The organism is Methylosinus sp. RM1 (genome assembly GCF_011378635.1).
Classification (GTDB): Bacteria; Pseudomonadota; Alphaproteobacteria; order Rhizobiales; family Beijerinckiaceae; genus Methylosinus; species Methylosinus sporium.
In genome coordinates this window covers 1-15958 of record NZ_WOVC01000009.1, presented here as the reverse complement: position 1 = coordinate 15958, position 15958 = coordinate 1, and the positions used below count along the sequence as shown (strand labels likewise).

General features: G+C 63.6%; 16 protein-coding genes. 6 read left to right on the top strand and 10 right to left on the bottom strand.

Annotated elements, in window-relative coordinates; all coding sequences use genetic code 11:
- Window position 1: 1 nt before the first annotated feature.
- The 3 genes from trpB to FMZ75_RS08245 all read right to left on the bottom strand — a co-directional run bounded on the left by trpB (window position 2) and on the right by FMZ75_RS08245 (window position 2785).
- Entirely contained in the window at window positions 2–1249 is a 1248-nt protein-coding gene (trpB, locus tag FMZ75_RS08255; protein WP_166142120.1) for a tryptophan synthase subunit beta, read from the bottom strand.
- 366 nt (window positions 1250–1615) lie between these two features.
- Window positions 1616–2071, bottom strand: coding sequence for a type II toxin-antitoxin system PemK/MazF family toxin (locus tag FMZ75_RS08250; RefSeq protein ID WP_166142118.1), 456 nt, complete (start codon window positions 2069–2071; stop codon window positions 1616–1618).
- A gap of 60 nt (window positions 2072–2131) precedes the next feature.
- Window positions 2132–2785: a phosphoribosylanthranilate isomerase gene (locus FMZ75_RS08245; RefSeq protein ID WP_166142116.1), complete on the bottom strand. Its 654-nt coding sequence runs from the start codon at window positions 2783–2785 to the stop codon at window positions 2132–2134.
- A gap of 236 nt (window positions 2786–3021) precedes the next feature.
- Here FMZ75_RS08245 and hpnH point away from each other — a divergent pair, with 236 nt between their 5' ends.
- Window positions 3022–4173: an adenosyl-hopene transferase HpnH gene (gene hpnH, locus FMZ75_RS08240; RefSeq protein ID WP_166142114.1), complete on the top strand. Its 1152-nt coding sequence runs from the start codon at window positions 3022–3024 to the stop codon at window positions 4171–4173.
- On the opposite strand, the gene FMZ75_RS08235 is transcribed toward hpnH, so the two are convergent.
- The 4 genes from FMZ75_RS08235 to FMZ75_RS08220 all read right to left on the bottom strand — a co-directional run bounded on the left by FMZ75_RS08235 (window position 4114) and on the right by FMZ75_RS08220 (window position 7652).
- Window positions 4114–4824, bottom strand: a complete 711-nt coding sequence (locus FMZ75_RS08235) for a phosphorylase (protein WP_246659942.1) — start codon at window positions 4822–4824, stop codon at window positions 4114–4116. The two genes, hpnH and FMZ75_RS08235, sit on opposite strands and share 60 nt — an antisense overlap.
- 7 nt (window positions 4825–4831) lie before the next feature.
- Window positions 4832–6793, bottom strand: coding sequence for a squalene--hopene cyclase (gene shc / locus FMZ75_RS08230; protein WP_166142112.1), 1962 nt, complete (start codon window positions 6791–6793; stop codon window positions 4832–4834).
- Between the two features lie 73 nt (window positions 6794–6866).
- Window positions 6867–7166 (bottom strand): helix-turn-helix domain-containing protein, encoded by a 300-nt coding sequence (locus FMZ75_RS08225; RefSeq protein ID WP_166142110.1) that lies wholly within the window; start codon window positions 7164–7166, stop codon window positions 6867–6869.
- Between the two features lie 9 nt (window positions 7167–7175).
- Window positions 7176–7652 carry a hypothetical protein gene (locus tag FMZ75_RS08220; RefSeq protein WP_166142108.1) on the bottom strand — a complete coding sequence of 159 codons (477 nt, stop codon included), beginning with the start codon at window positions 7650–7652 and terminating at the stop codon, window positions 7176–7178.
- A gap of 159 nt (window positions 7653–7811) precedes the next feature.
- On the opposite strand from FMZ75_RS08220, the gene FMZ75_RS08215 reads away from it, so the two are divergent.
- The 3 genes from FMZ75_RS08215 (at window position 7812) to FMZ75_RS08205 (ending at window position 10008) form a co-directional block, all read left to right on the top strand.
- Complete coding sequence (locus FMZ75_RS08215; protein ID WP_142864263.1) at window positions 7812–8183, top strand: Rieske (2Fe-2S) protein; 372 nt, start codon at window positions 7812–7814, stop codon at window positions 8181–8183.
- A gap of 91 nt (window positions 8184–8274) precedes the next feature.
- A complete protein-coding gene (locus tag FMZ75_RS08210) occupies window positions 8275–9027 on the top strand; it encodes a hypothetical protein (protein WP_142864264.1) in 753 nt (250 codons plus the stop codon).
- Between the two features lie 93 nt (window positions 9028–9120).
- Entirely contained in the window at window positions 9121–10008 is an 888-nt protein-coding gene (locus FMZ75_RS08205) for a TetM/TetW/TetO/TetS family tetracycline resistance ribosomal protection protein (RefSeq protein WP_166142106.1), read from the top strand.
- A gap of 40 nt (window positions 10009–10048) precedes the next feature.
- Here the strand turns inward: FMZ75_RS08205 and rpsD are convergent, their stop codons facing one another.
- Window positions 10049–10666, bottom strand: coding sequence for a 30S ribosomal protein S4 (rpsD, locus tag FMZ75_RS08200; RefSeq protein ID WP_108916983.1), 618 nt, complete (start codon window positions 10664–10666; stop codon window positions 10049–10051).
- Between the two features lie 227 nt (window positions 10667–10893).
- On the opposite strand from rpsD, the gene FMZ75_RS08195 reads away from it, so the two are divergent.
- Both FMZ75_RS08195 and FMZ75_RS08190 read left to right on the top strand, forming a co-directional pair.
- The gene (locus tag FMZ75_RS08195; RefSeq protein WP_158271796.1) at window positions 10894–11040 is read left to right on the top strand and encodes a hypothetical protein; all 147 of its coding nucleotides are present in this window, start codon (window positions 10894–10896) and stop codon (window positions 11038–11040) included.
- A 23-nt stretch (window positions 11041–11063) separates the two neighbouring features.
- Window positions 11064–11867, top strand: coding sequence for a class I SAM-dependent methyltransferase (locus tag FMZ75_RS08190; RefSeq protein WP_166142104.1), 804 nt, complete (start codon window positions 11064–11066; stop codon window positions 11865–11867).
- A 13-nt stretch (window positions 11868–11880) separates the two neighbouring features.
- Here FMZ75_RS08190 and FMZ75_RS08185 read toward each other — a convergent pair whose 3' ends face one another.
- Both FMZ75_RS08185 and FMZ75_RS08180 read right to left on the bottom strand, forming a co-directional pair.
- Complete coding sequence (locus tag FMZ75_RS08185) at window positions 11881–12675, bottom strand: YdcF family protein (protein ID WP_166142102.1); 795 nt, start codon at window positions 12673–12675, stop codon at window positions 11881–11883.
- A gap of 65 nt (window positions 12676–12740) precedes the next feature.
- Window positions 12741–14417, bottom strand: a complete 1677-nt coding sequence (locus FMZ75_RS08180; protein ID WP_166142100.1) for an electron transfer flavoprotein-ubiquinone oxidoreductase — start codon at window positions 14415–14417, stop codon at window positions 12741–12743.
- Between the last annotated feature and the right edge of the window lie 1541 nt (window positions 14418–15958).

Sequence of the window (15958 nt, the reverse complement as noted above, 5' to 3'; positions counted from 1 at the left end):
CTCACATCCCGCCCAAATGCTCCGCCACGGCGAAAATATCCTTGTCGCCGCGTCCGCACAGATTCATCACCATCAGATGATCCTGCGACTTCTGCGGCGCCAGCTCCATGACCTTGGCCAGCGCATGGGAGGGCTCCAGCGCGGGGATGATGCCCTCGAGCTTGGAGCAGAGCTGGAAGGCGGCGAGCGCTTCCTTGTCGGTGGCCGACAGATAGGTCACGCGGCCGATGTCGCGCAGCCAGGAATGCTCCGGGCCGATGCCCGGATAATCGAGGCCGGCGGAGATCGAATGGCCTTCGAGAATCTGGCCGTCGTCGTCCATCAGCAGATAGGTGCGGTTGCCGTGCAGCACGCCGGGCCGTCCGCCTGCCAGCGAGGCGGCGTGGCCGTTCTCGACGTCCAGGCCGTGGCCGGCGGCCTCCACGCCGTAAATCTCGACCGAAGCGTCGTCGAGGAAGGGGTGGAACAGGCCGATGGCGTTGGAGCCGCCGCCGATGCAGGCGACCAGCGAATCGGGAAGCCGACCTTCCGCCTCTAGCATCTGCGCCTTCGCCTCATTGCCGATCACCGATTGGAAATCGCGCACCATGGCGGGGTAGGGATGCGGGCCGGCGGCGGTGCCGATGCAATAGAAAGTGTCGGCGACATTGGTCACCCAATCGCGCAGCGCCTCGTTCATCGCGTCTTTCAGCGTGCGCGCGCCGGACTGCACCGGGCGGACCTCCGCGCCCAGCATCTTCATGCGGAAGACATTGGGCTTTTGCCGCTCGACATCGACGGCGCCCATATAGACCACGCAATCGAGCCCGAAGCGCGCGCAGGCGGTGGCTGTGGCGACGCCGTGCTGGCCGGCGCCGGTCTCGGCGATGATGCGCTTCTTGCCCATGCGGCGGGCGAGCAGAATCTGGCCGAGCACATTGTTGATCTTATGCGCGCCGGTGTGGTTCAGCTCGTCGCGCTTGAAATAGATTTTGGCGCCGCCCTGGCCGCTCACCGCCGCCGTGAGGCCGCGCAAATATTCGGTCATGCGCTCGGCGTAATAGAGCGGGCTCGGCCGGCCGACATAATGCTTCAGCAGACTGTCCAGCTCGGCCTGGAAGGAGGGGTCGGCCTTGGCCTCCCCATAGGCGCGCTCGAGGTCGAGAATGAGCGGCATCAAGGTCTCGGCGACGAAGCGGCCGCCGAACAGGCCGAAGCGGCCGTTCTCGTCCGGGCCGTTGCGGAAGGAATTGGGGGTCTGCTCGTTCAACGCCGTTCGTCCTCGGGGCTGTTCGCTGCCGGTCTCTTTCAGAGCCGACTCTCATAGACGTTCGGCTGTCAGGATGAAAGCGTCGGCGTCCTCTCGTTTGAAGTCGATGTCCCCTGATCGCGCGGGGACGCTCGATTCGGACGCGGGGAAGAGACGGAGCCGCTCGCTCGGAGTTCGCGCATGTTGCAGCGAATTACTCTCGAAGATAAACGAAAGGGGACCTTTTCGGTCCCCTTCGCCTTTCACTCTCCTCGCGGAGAAACGGACACCCTTTCGGGGCCGCAGGTAACGTTACATCTAGCGATGGTCGCTAATTCCGTCAACGGAAAACTCGTTGTTCGAGAACGCGGGCGGCCTCCATAAAAGTCAATCGAGCTTTGGAAGCCAAGCCATGAGCTTATCGATTATCAGCCTGAACTCCTGAATATCGAGCCGAGGCGTGTTCTTTCCCCAGAGCATCTGAAGTCTGGCCGTCGAAACCGTGTGGGGGTGGTTGCAGACGACGTAGGAGACCTTTCCCTTCTCGATCTCGAGCGACAGCTTGTGCGCCCATCTCCCGCTCTCGCCTTCCTGTGGGTCTGTGGATGTGGGGAGGACGAGGCAGTGCCCAGTGAGCGTATGCTTGAACGACACAATGACGGCAGGGCGTGTCTTACCCATTTCGGGCAAAATGGGCTCCATTCCGAAGTCGCACCAATAAATTTGGCGAATGGCCGGAACGGCTTTAATTCGCGGGCGAATACGGCGAGGCTTGTATTCAGAACCGGTTCCGGCGGATTTTATTGCATTACCGGGCGTCGGCGGCCTTTCTTCATCGTTCATTTTCGAGAATGCCCCCGATAAATTCGATCGTTCTACGCAAACGCCGGCGAATTTCGTGCGCTAGAAAAACGCTCCGCCTTTTCGCGCCGCCGCGACGAAGGCCGCGATCTTCGCCTCGTCCTTCACGCCACGCTCGCGCTCCACGCCGGACGACACATCCACAGCCGGCGCGCCGGTGAGCCGCAGCGCCTCCGCCACATTGGCGGGGTCGAGGCCGCCGGAGAGCATCCAGTCGCCGCCGCTATAGCCGCGCATCAGCTCCCAATCGAAGACGGTCCCGGCCCCGCCGGGGACGGCGGCGTTCGGCGCGGGCTTGGCGTCGAAGAGGAGAATATCGGCGACCTCCCGAAAGGCTGCAGCGCTGGAAACATCCGCGGCGCCGGCGACGCCGATCGCCTTGATGACGGGCAGGCGGAAGCGCGCCTTCACGGCGGCGACGCGCTCTCGGGTCTCCCGGCCGTGCAATTGCAGAAGGTCCGGCGCGAGGGCGGCGACGATGGCGTCGAGCGCATCGTCGTCCGCGTCGACGGTGAGTGCGACCTTGGCGATGCGTCCCTGCGCGACCCGGCCGAGTTCCCGCGCCGTCTCGAGCGTGATGTGGCGCGGGCTCTTCTCGAAGAAGACGAAGCCGGCCATATCCGCGCCGGCGGCGATCGTGGCCTCGAGCGTCGGCAGGGTGGACAAGCCGCAGATTTTGACGATCACGCCGGCCAAGCTTCCCTCTCGCGGCTTCCGTAACGGGGCGGCGACCCTATCATGATCCGCTCGGGCCTGAAAAACGCCATATCCTCGAGGCGAAGTCGCCGCAGCCGGCGATCTCGGCCGCCGGTTTGCGCAGTCGAGCTTTCGTGTTAGACGGAACGTTCCGACGCTGTGTTTCTCGCGCGTCGAAGCCGGGCGGCCTCCGCGCCGCTCTGTCGAAGAGCCGGTCCCTGGAAGGAACAGCTTTCTTGTCCATTCCGCTTCGCTACATCATGTCGATCGGCGGCTATATCCTCCGCCAGCATCTCGCCGGCCGGAAGCGCTATCCGCTGGTGCTGATGCTCGAGCCGCTGTTTCGCTGCAATCTCGCTTGCGCCGGCTGCGGCAAGATCGACTATCCGGACCATATTCTCGACAAGCGCCTCTCGGCGGAGGACTGCCTCGCCTCGGTGGACGAATGCGGCGCGCCGGTCGTCGTGATCGCCGGCGGCGAGCCGCTGCTGCACAAGGAGCTGCCGCAGATCGTGCAGGGCATAATGGCGCGCAAGAAATTCGCCATCGTCTGCACCAATGCGCTGCTGCTCGCCAAAAAGATCGACCAGTATAAGCCGAGCCCTTATTTCACCTGGTCGATCCATCTCGACGGCGACGAGGAGATGCATGATCGCGCGGTGAGCCAGACGGGCGTCTACAAGCGCGCCGTCGAGGCGATCAAGCTGGCGAAGTCGAAAGGCTTCCGCGTCACCATCAACAGCACCTTCTTCCAGGACGCCGATCCGGCCCGCGTCGCCGATTTCTTCGACGAGGTGAAGCGCATCGGCATAGACGGCATGACGGTCTCGCCGGGCTACGCCTATGAGCGCGCGCCCAATCAGGCGCATTTCCTCAATCGCGCCCGCACCAAGGAGCTGTTCCGCGGCATTCTGAAGCGCGGACGCGGCGGACGTGATTGGTCCTTCGTGCAGTCGGGCCTGTTCCTCGACTTTCTGGCCGGCAATCAGACCTATCATTGCACGCCCTGGGGCAATCCGGCGCGCACCGTCTTCGGCTGGCAGCGTCCCTGCTATCTCCTGGGCGAGGGCTATGCTCAGAGCTTCAAGCAGCTGATGGACGAGACCGATTGGGACTCCTACGGCGTCGGCAATTACGAGAAATGCGCCGATTGCATGGTCCATTGCGGCTTCGAGGCCACGGCGGTGAAGGACGCCGTCGCGCGTCCGTGGAAGGCGGCGCTGGTCGCTCTGCGCGGCGTGAGGACGGAAGGCGATTTCGCGCCCGACATCTCGCTCGAGAAGCAGCGGCCGGCGCAATATGTCTTCGACAAGAATGTCGCGACGCTCTCAGAGCTCCGAGAGGCCGAGGCTAAGGAGCGGGCCGAGAAGACGCCCACAGCGGCCTAAGGTCGCCGAAGACTTGCGGAAGTCCAGACCGGCGAGAATGAGATCGCCGATCTGGCGCGGCTCGCGGGCGAGATCGCGAAACACCGCGCGGAAATCGACGCCGCCGTCCGGCGTGACGGCGGAGGTGGCCAGCGGCGGCAGCGCCCGCGCCGCCGGATCGTTGACGACGCGCACCACGGCGAGTGGCAGGCGCCGGCGCTCAGCGAATTCCGCGGCGATATGCGTCTCCATATCGACGACGGCCGCGCCGGTCTTTTTTCGCAGCGCCGCCTTTCCCTGGGGATCGAGCACGGGCGCTTCGACGCCGGCGATGACGCCCGCGACGATTTTGCCGCCCGAGGCGCCGAGGCCTTCGCTCAAAATGGACGAGAGCTCGGCGCTGGTCTCATAGCGCTTGTCCTCCGCGACGACGGAGGAGCCGATGACGACGTCGCCCGGCCGCAGCGCCGGATCGAGCCCGCCCGCTATGCCGAAGCTGACGACGCCCGCGAGCGCGAAGCCCTGCGTGCGCTCCAGCGCGGCGCGCAGGCCCTCTGTGTCGGCGCCGCTGCAAATCGGCACCAGACCTTCGCCCTCGGCGCAGGCGCGCTCGCTCAGCAGCCCCGTGATGATGAGGAACCGCGGGGGCTCCACCTCATCCGGGCCGTCCAAGCGACGTCTAGAGTCCGGTCTGGACAATTTTGCTGTTGCCCCTCTCGAGGTTACGATAGCGCGCGAGCGCCCACAGCGGGAAGAATTTCGCGTAGCCGTGATAGCGCAGATAGAAGACCCGCGGGAAGCCCGTCGCGGTGAAGCGCTCCTCCTTCCACAGTCCGTCCTTGTCCTGATTGGCCTGCAGATAGGCGACGCCGCGGGCGACCGCCGGATGGCCGACCTCGCCCGCCGCCATCAGCGCCAGCACGCCCCAGGCCGTTTGCGAGGCCGTGCTCGGCGCTTTCTCATAGCCGCGATAGTCGAGCTTATAGCTGTCTCCATCCTCGCCCCAGCCGCCGTCCTCGTTCTGGATCGCGACGAGCCAATCGACGGCGCGGCGCATGGCGCGATGTTCCGGCTTCAGCCCGGCGGCGTTGAGCGCGCAGAGCGTCGACCAGGTCCCGTATATATAGTTCATTCCCCAGCGGCCGAACCAGCTGCCGTCCGGCTCCTGCTCGGCGAGGAGATAATCGACGCCGGCTTTCATGCGGGGGCTGGTTTCGATCGTGTCGCCGAGTTGCGCCAGCATGGAGACGCAGCGGGCCGAGACGTCCGATGTCGGCGGATCGAGCAGCGCGCCATGATCGGCGAAGGGAATGTGGTTGAGATAATAATATTCATTGTCGGCGTCGAAGGCGCCCCAGCCGCCATTCTTGCTCTGCAGCCCCTCGACCCATTCGCGCGCGCGGGCGATGCGCTCGTCATAGGGCCGGTCGGAGCGGCCGGCGTAGGAGCGATCCATCGCCGTCACCACCACGGCGGTGTCGTCGACATCGGGATAATAGGCGTTGGCGTATTGGAAGGCCCAGCCGCCGGGGCGCACATTCGGCCGCTGCACGGCCCAATCGCCCTTCACATCCAGCACTTGCAGCGGCGCGAGCCAATCGAGCCCGGCGCGGGCGCGGGCCTCCTCCTCCTCGCCGCCGACCTCAAGCAGCGTATGGCAGGCGAGCGCCGTGTCCCACACGGGCGAGACGCAGGGCTGGCAATAGGCCTCGTCTTCCTTGATCACCAGCAGGCGCTCGATCGATTCGCGCGCCAGTCTCACCCGCTCGTCATCGGCGGGAACGCCGAGCACGTCATACATCAGCAGGCTGTTGACCATTGCGGGGAAAATGGCGCCGAGCCCGTCGACGCCATTGAGCCGCTCGGTGACGAAGGCTTCCGCCGCTTTTATCGCGCGCCGGCGCGGGCCTTTCGGAAACAAAGGCTCGGCGGCGCGCAGCAGTCTGTCGATCGCGCCGAACATCGCGACCAGCGCCGGATGCTGATGCGCGCCGGTCGGCCATTTCTTCACCTCGTTCGGCGGGGTGGCGAAGAGCTCGCCGATATGTACGCCGAGGCGATTGACCGCCTGCGGCTTCAGCGTCTGCAGCACCAGCAGCGGCACGAGGACGGTGCGGCCCCAATAGGAAATCTTGTCGATATGGAAGGGAAACCATTTCGGCAGCAGCATGATCTCCACCGGCATGGCCGGCACGCCGCGCCAGGGAATCTCGCCATAGAGCGCCAGCAGCGCGCGCGTGAAGACATTCGTGCGCGCCGCGCCGCCATGGGCGAGGATCGCCTCCCGCGCCTGCTTCATATGGGGCGCGTCTCTATCGTCGCCGATCATTTTCAGCGCGAAATAGGCCTTCACGCTGGCGCTCATATCGAAGGCGCCTTCGTGGAACAAAGGCCAGCCGCCATGCGCGCCCTGAATGCGGCGCAGATAAACGGCGATTTTGCCCTCGAGCGCGTGATCGATCGGCTCGTCGCGGAAATGGCGCATCAGCACATATTCGGCGGGAATGGTGGCGTCGGCCTCGAGCTCGAAGCACCAATGGCCGTCGCCTTTGGCGAGCGCGCGCAGCGCGCCGGACGCGCGCGCGATGCTCTGGTCGAGCGCGTCGTCGCGCTTCGGCTCGATCGCAAGGGCGGCGGTCATATCTTCGCGCTCCATCGCAGTTCGGTCATCACGATCCCTTCGTCTCTTTTTTCAAAAGAATGGTCTATCCGCGTCACAGACGCGCGACGCGCAGCGCCGGAGCCTCCGCGCCGCTCGGCGGCTTGACGACGATCTCGACGTCCTGCCCCAGCGCCACCAGAAAACGCAGCAGCCGCTCGACCGAGAATTGGCGCAAATCGCCGCGCAGCATTTTGGAGACGTCCGGCTGCTTGACGCCGAGCAGGCCGGCGGCCTCCACCTGCTTCAAGCCGCGCTCCTTCATCAGCCGGCCGATCTTGCCGATGAGCTGCGCTTTGAGCGCGTTTTCCGCGCCGCAGGGCGAGGCTTCATAAGTTTCAGGACGATCCCGCATCTTCGTCGCTCAGTGCAGGAAAAGCTTGTAGAAGAGGGCGACCTCGAATGCGAGGGTGAAGCCGAGCATCCATTTTACCAATGCGAATTCGCCGTCGAGACGGGTAATCTTCATGTCGAGCCGGTGATCGGCTGCGTCGATCTTCGAGCCGAGACTATGTTCTAAGCTGTCAATTCTCCCGCCGAGCTCGTACTTTGCAGCCTCGAGGTCGGACTTCACGCTGTCGATGCGCGCGCCGAGCTCGGACTTCACGCCACCGATCTGTGCGCCGAGCTCGTGCTTTGCAGCCTCGAGGTCGGACTTCACGCCGTCGATGCGCGCGCCGAGCTCGGACTTCACGCCACCGATCTGTGCGCCGAGCTCGTGCTTCGCCGCCTCGAGATCGGCCTTGGTGGCCGCCTGCGAGTCGATGAGCTCGGCGAGCGCCGTCACTTGCTCCGTCGAGAAGCCGGCTGCTTGGAGCTTCAAGATTGCCGATGCGCTCATCTCGCCGCTGGTCTCCGTCTGAAATTCCTCTCGTTCAATATGGTGATCTAACCATATCGTCAAGCGTCGGATCAGGCTGGCTCATCGCTTGCTACCCGATTTCACGGGTCCGCTCCGGGTCGCACGGAGCGTGGATGTTTGTTCGAAAGGGGTCAGCCCATGGACGATCTGTTTGTGATTTGTCGCACAGGCCACATAGAGGACGGCCAAGCCCATGGCTTTGTCCTGATGCGCGCCTATGACAACGGCGACACCAATCCGTGGCCGATCCTCATCACCCGCAAGGGCAACAATTTCTACGGCTTCGAGAACTCCTGCCCGCATGAGCAGATGCGTCTCGACACCTCGCCCGGCAATTTCCTCGACGAGTCGGGCAATTTCATCGAATGCGGGCGGCATCACGCCCAATTCGATCTCGACACCGGCCATTGCTTCATCGGCCCGTGCCAAGGCGGAAAGCTGACGCCTCTCTCGCTCGTGATCGACGATGGCGACGTCTGCATCACCGGCGTGATGCTGGCGGACGAGTGAGGACGGGCGCCGCGCCCGAGAGAGGGGCTCGGGCGCGAGCGCCCAAGCATAGACCTGGGACAGCAAAGACTGGGGACAGGAAGGATATTCCATGACGGACATGGCGGAACTGCAAAAGCGCAAGCAGCCTCTCAATCTGGCGATCGTCTATGTCGATCCCGACGCCTTCATCGCCAATTATGTGGGCTGGCTGGAGATCACGACCTTCATCACCGCGCTGCGCGCCGGCGATGTGACGGTTCCCGCCGACGGCGTCACGCCCAAGCTCACGGACCAGCAATTGAAGGCCGCCGCGGCGGTGACTTACGGCGGCGACGCGGTCTTCGCCTTCTTCATGACGGCCGCGCTCAAGGGCGACAAGGCGGCCGCCGACAAGGTCGAGGCGGCGCTCACCGAGGCCCTGGGCAAGGACTTCCCCGGCTCGACCTCGCTATGGGCCTTCCGCACGCCGATGGACCCGCCCATCAGCCTCGAGGATCACGTCGGCGCCGCCGGCAAGAAGATGCTGCTCGGCGACATTCCGCCGCCGCCCATGCGCGCCAAGGAGAATTGGAACGCGGGCATTCGCTTCTTCGAAGCTGCGCGCAAGTCCAACTTCGTCCATGAGATCATGTATCCGCTGGCGCTGTGGAGCCGCGAGCGCTGGACGGAGACGCTGGAGAAGGGCATCTCCTTCCTCACCCATATCGAGGACAATGTCCCCGTGCTGCGCGAGGTGCTCGAGGAAAAGCGCAATGATCAGGCATTCGTCGCCAATCTGCTGCTGAAATTGGCGCCCGCCATCGATCAAGAGCTGACCGAGGATATGGAGGGCTTCCTGCGCTCTCTGGCGCGCCGCAACTGAACCGGCTCGAGCGCGGCGTATGACTTACTGTCATACGCCGCGGCTAGCCTCCCTCCTCCCGATTCGCCGCCGGCGCGGGAGAAGTGGGAGGCCATGATGATCAATTCGCCGCTGCTCGTCTCGGTGACGATAGAGCCCAAGCACGAAGATGATTGGGAAGAACTCGTCGAAGCGCTGGCGCGCCTCTCCGCCGGCGCTTCGGGACTGCGCATCTCGGACCTCGATGTGATCGACGGAACGCGCGCGCTGCTCGAGGCCGCCAGCGAGGAGCGGCTGAAAGAGACCATCGCCCGATTTCTGGAGCTGTCGCCGGTGGAGGCGATCGTCGGCGCGCCGCGCGTCGCCTATCGCGAGCGCCTGTCGCGCCGCCAGGAGATCGATTTCACCCATAAGCGGCCCGGCCAATACGCCCGCGTGAAGCTGGTCTTCGATCCCGATGGCGCAGGCGGCGAGATTTTTGAAAATCGCGCGCCCGCGAGCGCCGTCCCGGCCGAATTCGTCGATGGCGTGGAGCGCGGCGTCGTTTCCGTGGCGGAGACGGGCGTCATTCTCGGTTGTCCGGTGGTGGAGATGAAGGCCGTGCTGGTGGACGGCGCCGGCCATGGCTCGGATTCATCGGTGCTCGCCTTCGAGATCGCCGCGCGCGCCGCGACGCGGGAGGCTCTCGCCAAGAGCAGCGAATTGCTGGAGCCGATCATGAGCGTCGAAGTCACGGCGCCCAATGACAGCGCGGAAGCGGTGATCGCGGATTTGCGCGGGCGGCGCGCGCAGGCGCTGAAGGCGCAGCAGGGCGACGAGACCACTCGGATAACGGCGACCGCGCCGCTCGCGGAACTGCTCGGCTATGGCGAGGCGCTGAGCGCGCTGACCAAAGGCCGCGCGAACTCTAGTTTGCGGTTCGTCCATTATGCGCCGACGACGCCGGGGGATGACACGCCCTTCCGCCCCGCCGCGGCCGTGCGGCCGAGCGCCGCGGTCTGAAAAAGCGCCGGCCCGAAAGCTTCGGGCCGGCGAATGTCGATCAGCGCGAGTAGAACTCGATGACGAGGTTCGGCTCCATCTGCACCGGATAGGGCACTTCGGAGGGGAGCGGCACGCGCGTGAGCTTGGCCGTCATTTTCTGATGGTCGACCTCGTAATATTCCGGCACGTCGCGCTCGGAGAGGCCGGCCGCCTCGAGGACGATGAGGATCTGCCTGGAGCTCTCCTTCACCTCGACGACGTCGCCCGGCTTCACCAGATAGGACGGAATGTTCACCCGGCGGCCATTCACCTTGATGTGGCCGTGGTTGATGAACTGCCGCGAGGCGAAGACGGTCGGCACGAATTTGGCGCGATAGACCACGGCGTCGAGACGGCGCTCGAGCAGGCCGATCAGATTGTCTCCCGAGTCGCCCTTCAGCCGGATGGCCTCCGCATAATATTTGCGGAACTGCTTCTCGGAGATATTGCCGTAATAGCCCTTGAGCTTCTGCTTGGCCTTGAGCTGCGTGCCGAAGTCGGAAGGCTTGCCCTTGCGGCGCTGGCCGTGCTGGCCGGGGCCGTATTCGCGACGGTTCACCGGGCTCTTCGGGCGGCCCCAGATGTTCTGTCCGAGACGGCGGTCGATTTTATATTTGGCTTCGGCGCGCTTCGTCACTTGCCGGCGTCCTCTTTTTTTCGCAGCCTCGCACAAGCGCGAAAACGAGACGCCGCGCCCGGCCTCGGTCAGAGGCCAGCGTCGCCGAACCACGTTCCCGCGCGACGAGGTCATGCCTCTCGCGTCAAAAGAACGCGCCCTCCTCTGCCGGAATTCCGGCCGACAGGCCTTTTTTACGAAAGGCCACGGGTGCGGGCCGGCGAAGGTTTCCCCGCGCCGGACCTGGGGTGATTATCCGCGCCCTTGGCGGAAGTCAACAATTTTGCGCCGAGCGCGATTTCGTCATGCGGCCGGAAGCGGCGATCGCGGGCGCCTCGCGCTTTTCACGGATTGCCGACGAAATCCGCCGTCGCTACGACTTTGGGCGGCTCTGACCGGTTCAGCGGGGGGAGACGGCATGTCCGATTGGCGCCGCCGATTGTATGACCATTATGTCTCGAGCGAACAGGGCGGGGCGAGCTCTTCGAGCGGCTACCGTTCCGAAGCGCCATTCATCAATCATCTGATTGCGCGCCACCTCCCGGCCGACCGCGATATTCGTATTCTGGATTTGGGGTGCGGCGCCGGCGGCGCGATATTTTGGCTGAAAAAGGCCGGCTATCGCAATGTGGCGGGCGTCGATTCCTCGCCGGAAATGGTCGCCGCCGCCGCAAAGGGCGGCGTTCACGAAGTGAAGCTCGGCGATTTGCGAGAAGAATTGAAAAACACCGCCGACAACTCCGTCGATCTCGTCATCGTCATCGACGTTCTGGAACATATGAGCCGGGAGGTTTTGTTCGAGGCGTGCGGCGATATTTTCCGGGTGCTGCGGCCGGGCGGACATATCATCGCCCATGTCCCCAATGCCGAGGGCATTTTCGGCTCACGGAGCTTATATGGCGATCTGACCCATGAATTGGCCTTCACCTCGACATCCGTGCGACAGCTCTTTCGGACGATCGGCTTCCGCGAAATCGAATGCTATGAGGACAAGCCCAGGCCACATAATTTGAAAAGTGGTCTCAGAGCGCTCGTCTGGCAGATCGGGTCGACCCTGTTTCGCGCGCTCCATGCAGCGGAGACGGGGTCGTTCGACTGCATTTTGTCGCAGAATCTGCTGGCGATCGCGAAAGCGCCGAGAGCGTTTTCGAGCGAACCGGGAACCGGTTCGCGTGAAGAAAACACGACCGAACAAAGGGCGATCCGAACCGGAACGACTTGAGGCCTCGCCTCGTTCAGGGCCCGGGAAACAGCGCGTCGGTCTTGCCGCTCAAACGATAGGCGACGAGGCCGACCCACTCATGCGTGGCGAGATCGGTCAGGCGGAGCATATCCGCCGCATTTTTGTGAAGGCTGATATCCGTCCAATATCCCCGCGTGCGATAGGCGACAGGGTAGGGGATCGCCGGAAATTCGACGCGCCGGAAAATACCGATCGAGCGCGGCATATGCATCGCCGATGTGACCAGGAGCCAGCGTTCGCCCGGCTTCGGCGCCGCCAGCTCGCGAGAGAAGACGGCGTTCTCGAAAGTATTGCGCGATTTGTCCTCGAGGATGAGCCGCGCCGGATCGACGCCCATTTGCTCGAAGAAACGCCCGGCGACCTGCGCCTCGGAATAGGGCGAGCCGCGCAGCGCCGCCGAGCCGCCAGTGAAGAGGAGGCGCGCTTTCGGATAGCGGCGGGCCAATTCGACGCCGGCGGTCATTCGCTCGGCGGCGTCATTGAAGGCGACGCCGCCGCGCGCCATGCTGATGTTCTCGTCGAAGGCGCCGCCGAGCACGATGATCCCGTCCGGCGCGGGGCTATCGGGCGCCGGCCGCGCGAAGCGATTCTCCAAGGGGAGCGCCAGATAGATCGCGAGCGGCGAGAAGGACATGACGACGAGGGCGAATATCCCCGCCGTCGCCAGCGCACGGCCCGTCTTGGCGAAGCGCGTGAACAGCAGGGCGACGCCGCTCGCGGCCAGCAATATGGCGACATGCGCCGGATTGAAGAAAAATTGGCCGATCTTGGAAAGAAGAAAGAACATCGTCGCTCGCAATGGCCGGGGCGGTCGGCGGGCGCGCTGTCCGCGCCCGCCGTCGTTCGCATGGCTCACATATTCGGATAATTCGGGCCGCCGCCGCCCTCCGGCGGAACCCAATTTATATTCTGCGCCGGGTCCTTGATGTCGCACGTCTTGCAGTGCACGCAATTCTGCGCGTTGATGACGAAGCGCGGATCGCTCTTCGTCGCCTCCTCCGCATAGACCACCTCATAGACGCCCGCCGGGCAGTAGAGCCGCGCCGGCTCGCCATAGATCGGCAGATTCTTCTCGATCGGGATCGAAGGATCGGCGAGCTTCAGATGGCACGGCTGATCCTCCTCATGATTCGTGTTGGAGACGAACACGGAGGAGAGCTTGTCGAAGACCACTTTGCTGGTGAGCTTCGGATAGACGATCGGCGTCACCTGCGAGAGCGGCTTCAGGCAGGCGTAATCCGGCTTGCCATGCTTCAGCGTGCCGAAGATCGAGAAGCCGAACAGCTCATTCGTCCACATGTCGAAGCCGCCGAGCGCAATGCCGAGCTTGGTGCCGAATTTCGACAGCAGCGGCTTCACATTGCGAACCGGCTTCAAATCCTTGCCGATGTCGCTGGTGCGCCAGGCGGCGTCATAGGCCGCAACCTCGTCATGCGCGCGGCCTTCCGCCAGCGCCGCCGCCACATGATCGGCGGCGAGAATCCCGGACAGCACGGCGTTGTGCGAGCCCTTTATGCGCGGGACATTCATGAAGCCGGCCGAGCAGCCGATCAGCGCGCCGCCGGGGAAGGTCAGCTTGGGCACGCTCTGCCAGCCGCCCGAGGTCAGCGCGCGCGCGCCATAGGCGAGGCGCTGCCCGCCTTCCAGCACCGGCGCGATGGCGGGATGCGCCTTGAAGCGCTGGAACTCGTCGAAAGGCGAGAGCGTCGGATTGGAATAGTTGAGATAGACGACGAAGCCGACCGAAACGAGATCCTCGTCGAAATGATAGAGGAAGGAGCCGCCGCCAGTGTCGTCGGCGAGCGGCCAGCCGACCGAATGCTGCATATGGCCGGGGCGGTGCTTCTCCTTGGGGATGCGCCACAGCTCTTTGAGGCCGATGCTGAATTTCTGCGGCTCGCTGTTCGCGTCGAGCGCGTATTTCTTCATGAGCTCCTTGGCCAGCGAGCCGCGCGCGCCTTCCGCGATCAGCGTATATTTGCCGCGCAGCTCCATGCCGCGGGTGAAGCTGTCCTTGGGCGCGCCGTCGCGGCCGACGCCCATGTCGCCCGTGGCGACGCCGAGCACCTCGCCCTTTTCGCCATAGAGCAGCTCCGCGCCGGCGAAGCCGGGATAAATCTCGACGCCGAGCCCCTCCGCCTCCTGCGCCAGCCAGCGCACGACGTTGGCGAGCGAGCCGATGAACTTGCCGTGATTGCTCATCAGCTTTGGATTGATGACATGCGGGATGGTGACGGCGCTGGTCGAGGTCAGCCAGAACATGTCGTCGCTGGTCACGAGCGTCTTCAGCGGCGCGTCGTCGCGGCTGCGCCAGTCCGGCAGCAGGCGGTCGAGGCCGATCGGATCGATGACAGCGCCGGAGAGGATATGCGCGCCGGGCTCCGAGCCCTTCTCGATGACGACGACCGAGAGATCGGGCGAAATCTGCTTGAGGCGGATCGCGGCGGAGAGGCCGGCCGGGCCGGCTCCGACGATCACGACGTCGTAATCCATAGCTTCGCGCGGGGGCAATTCTTCTGTCTCAGCCATCGTCTTTCCCATTTCCGGGCGCGGTCCCTTTCGGGCGCAGTTCGAGGCGCGAGGGGAAGGCCCTCGCGTCGGCGAATTTGATAATGAGAGCGATTTCATGTTTTTTCGAAAGAGGAAACCCCCGGGCCACGGATTTGGGGCAAGTTTTTCGCCCAAAGAGTGGCCCGCGCCGAATCTACGGCGCGCTTCCTTCTCCCACTCGTGGGAGAAGGTGGCCCTCGCGTCAGCGAGGGTCGGATGAGGGCCCCTGCCGCTCGCCGAGCCGCGCGACGCTTTTTAATTTGAAGTCGAAACGGCTCATCTGCACGGACCCTCATCCGACCCGGCTACGCCGGGCCACCTTCTCCCGCGAGCGGGAGAAGGAACGCGCAAGCGTCCTTATCCTTCTCCTCGCCCCCGCGCCGTCATGGCCGGGCTCGTCCCGGCCATCCACGCCAGGACGCCGAATAGTCTCAGAAGGATGGCGTGACGCCGAGGCTCCGGCGGCGCCCGCCGCGGAATGAACCCGTCGATAGCGGGCGTTGTCCTTCATCTTCTCAGCGGCTCGGCGTGGATGGCCGGGACAAGCCCGGCCAGGACGGCGGCAGGGTCTCGCGATCTGTGATGCGGTTTCCGGCTGGTCGGTTCGCAAGGGATGCAATGACGAACGAGCGGATGGGTTTTGGGAATGGCGTCGCGCAGTTCGAGCATCAGCCAATAGGCGGCGTGAAGCTTGCGCCCGATACGCCGGACTGCTACGCACGATTGTCTCGTCGCTCGCGTTTCAGTCAGCGATGCCGAATCGAGTCCTCTCGACCGGACCAAATATTGAAATTTTTCGAGGACCAATGATGGATTTGGAAGACATTGGCACGAAAGGGGTTAGTCCCGCTTTTCGGCTAGTTGTCAGGTTTGCCCCCTACCTCTATCTCTCGATAAGAAACTACATCCGTCGTCCGAGACTTAAAATTTCGTTCCGCGTAAAGAGCGTGTTATTTGACAAGCAAGACCAATCGAAGGCCAATTACTTCTTTCCGTGCATAGTGATCGAGAATAACTCTAACACAGAGCTCGCGATTAACCCGGCATCAATCTATGTAAACAGAGAATCCTATTCTGTTTGCGTTTAGAGAAACGCAATTTTCTCTCGATGCCTTGAAGGTACACAAGAGAGCATAAAATTACATTTTCTCGATCAAGACAACGCCGTTGTCTTTTTTCAGAAAAATTGGCTGAACATTTCTCAGGACATCTCGCCCCCGATACATGTTGCCGCGCACGGAAAAACAATTTTCCCGCTCTATCCGCACAAGGAGGGCTCTCACTTTATCGTGAGTACATTTGAAAACTCGAAGCTTTGGTTTAAGTCTCGCAAAGTGAGTTTGCGGATGAAAGTCAATTCGGTTGATGTTGAGTATGGCATCGACCGACGTCAGGTCTACGAGCGAGACGGTCGTGCCCCCACCGGTGGTGTAGCAGCTCGGGAGCAAGCCGCTTGCGACGCGCGCTTTTCATAGCGCCGTAGCGAGCGAGCGGCTTGCGGCGGCCACCGGCGATTCTCC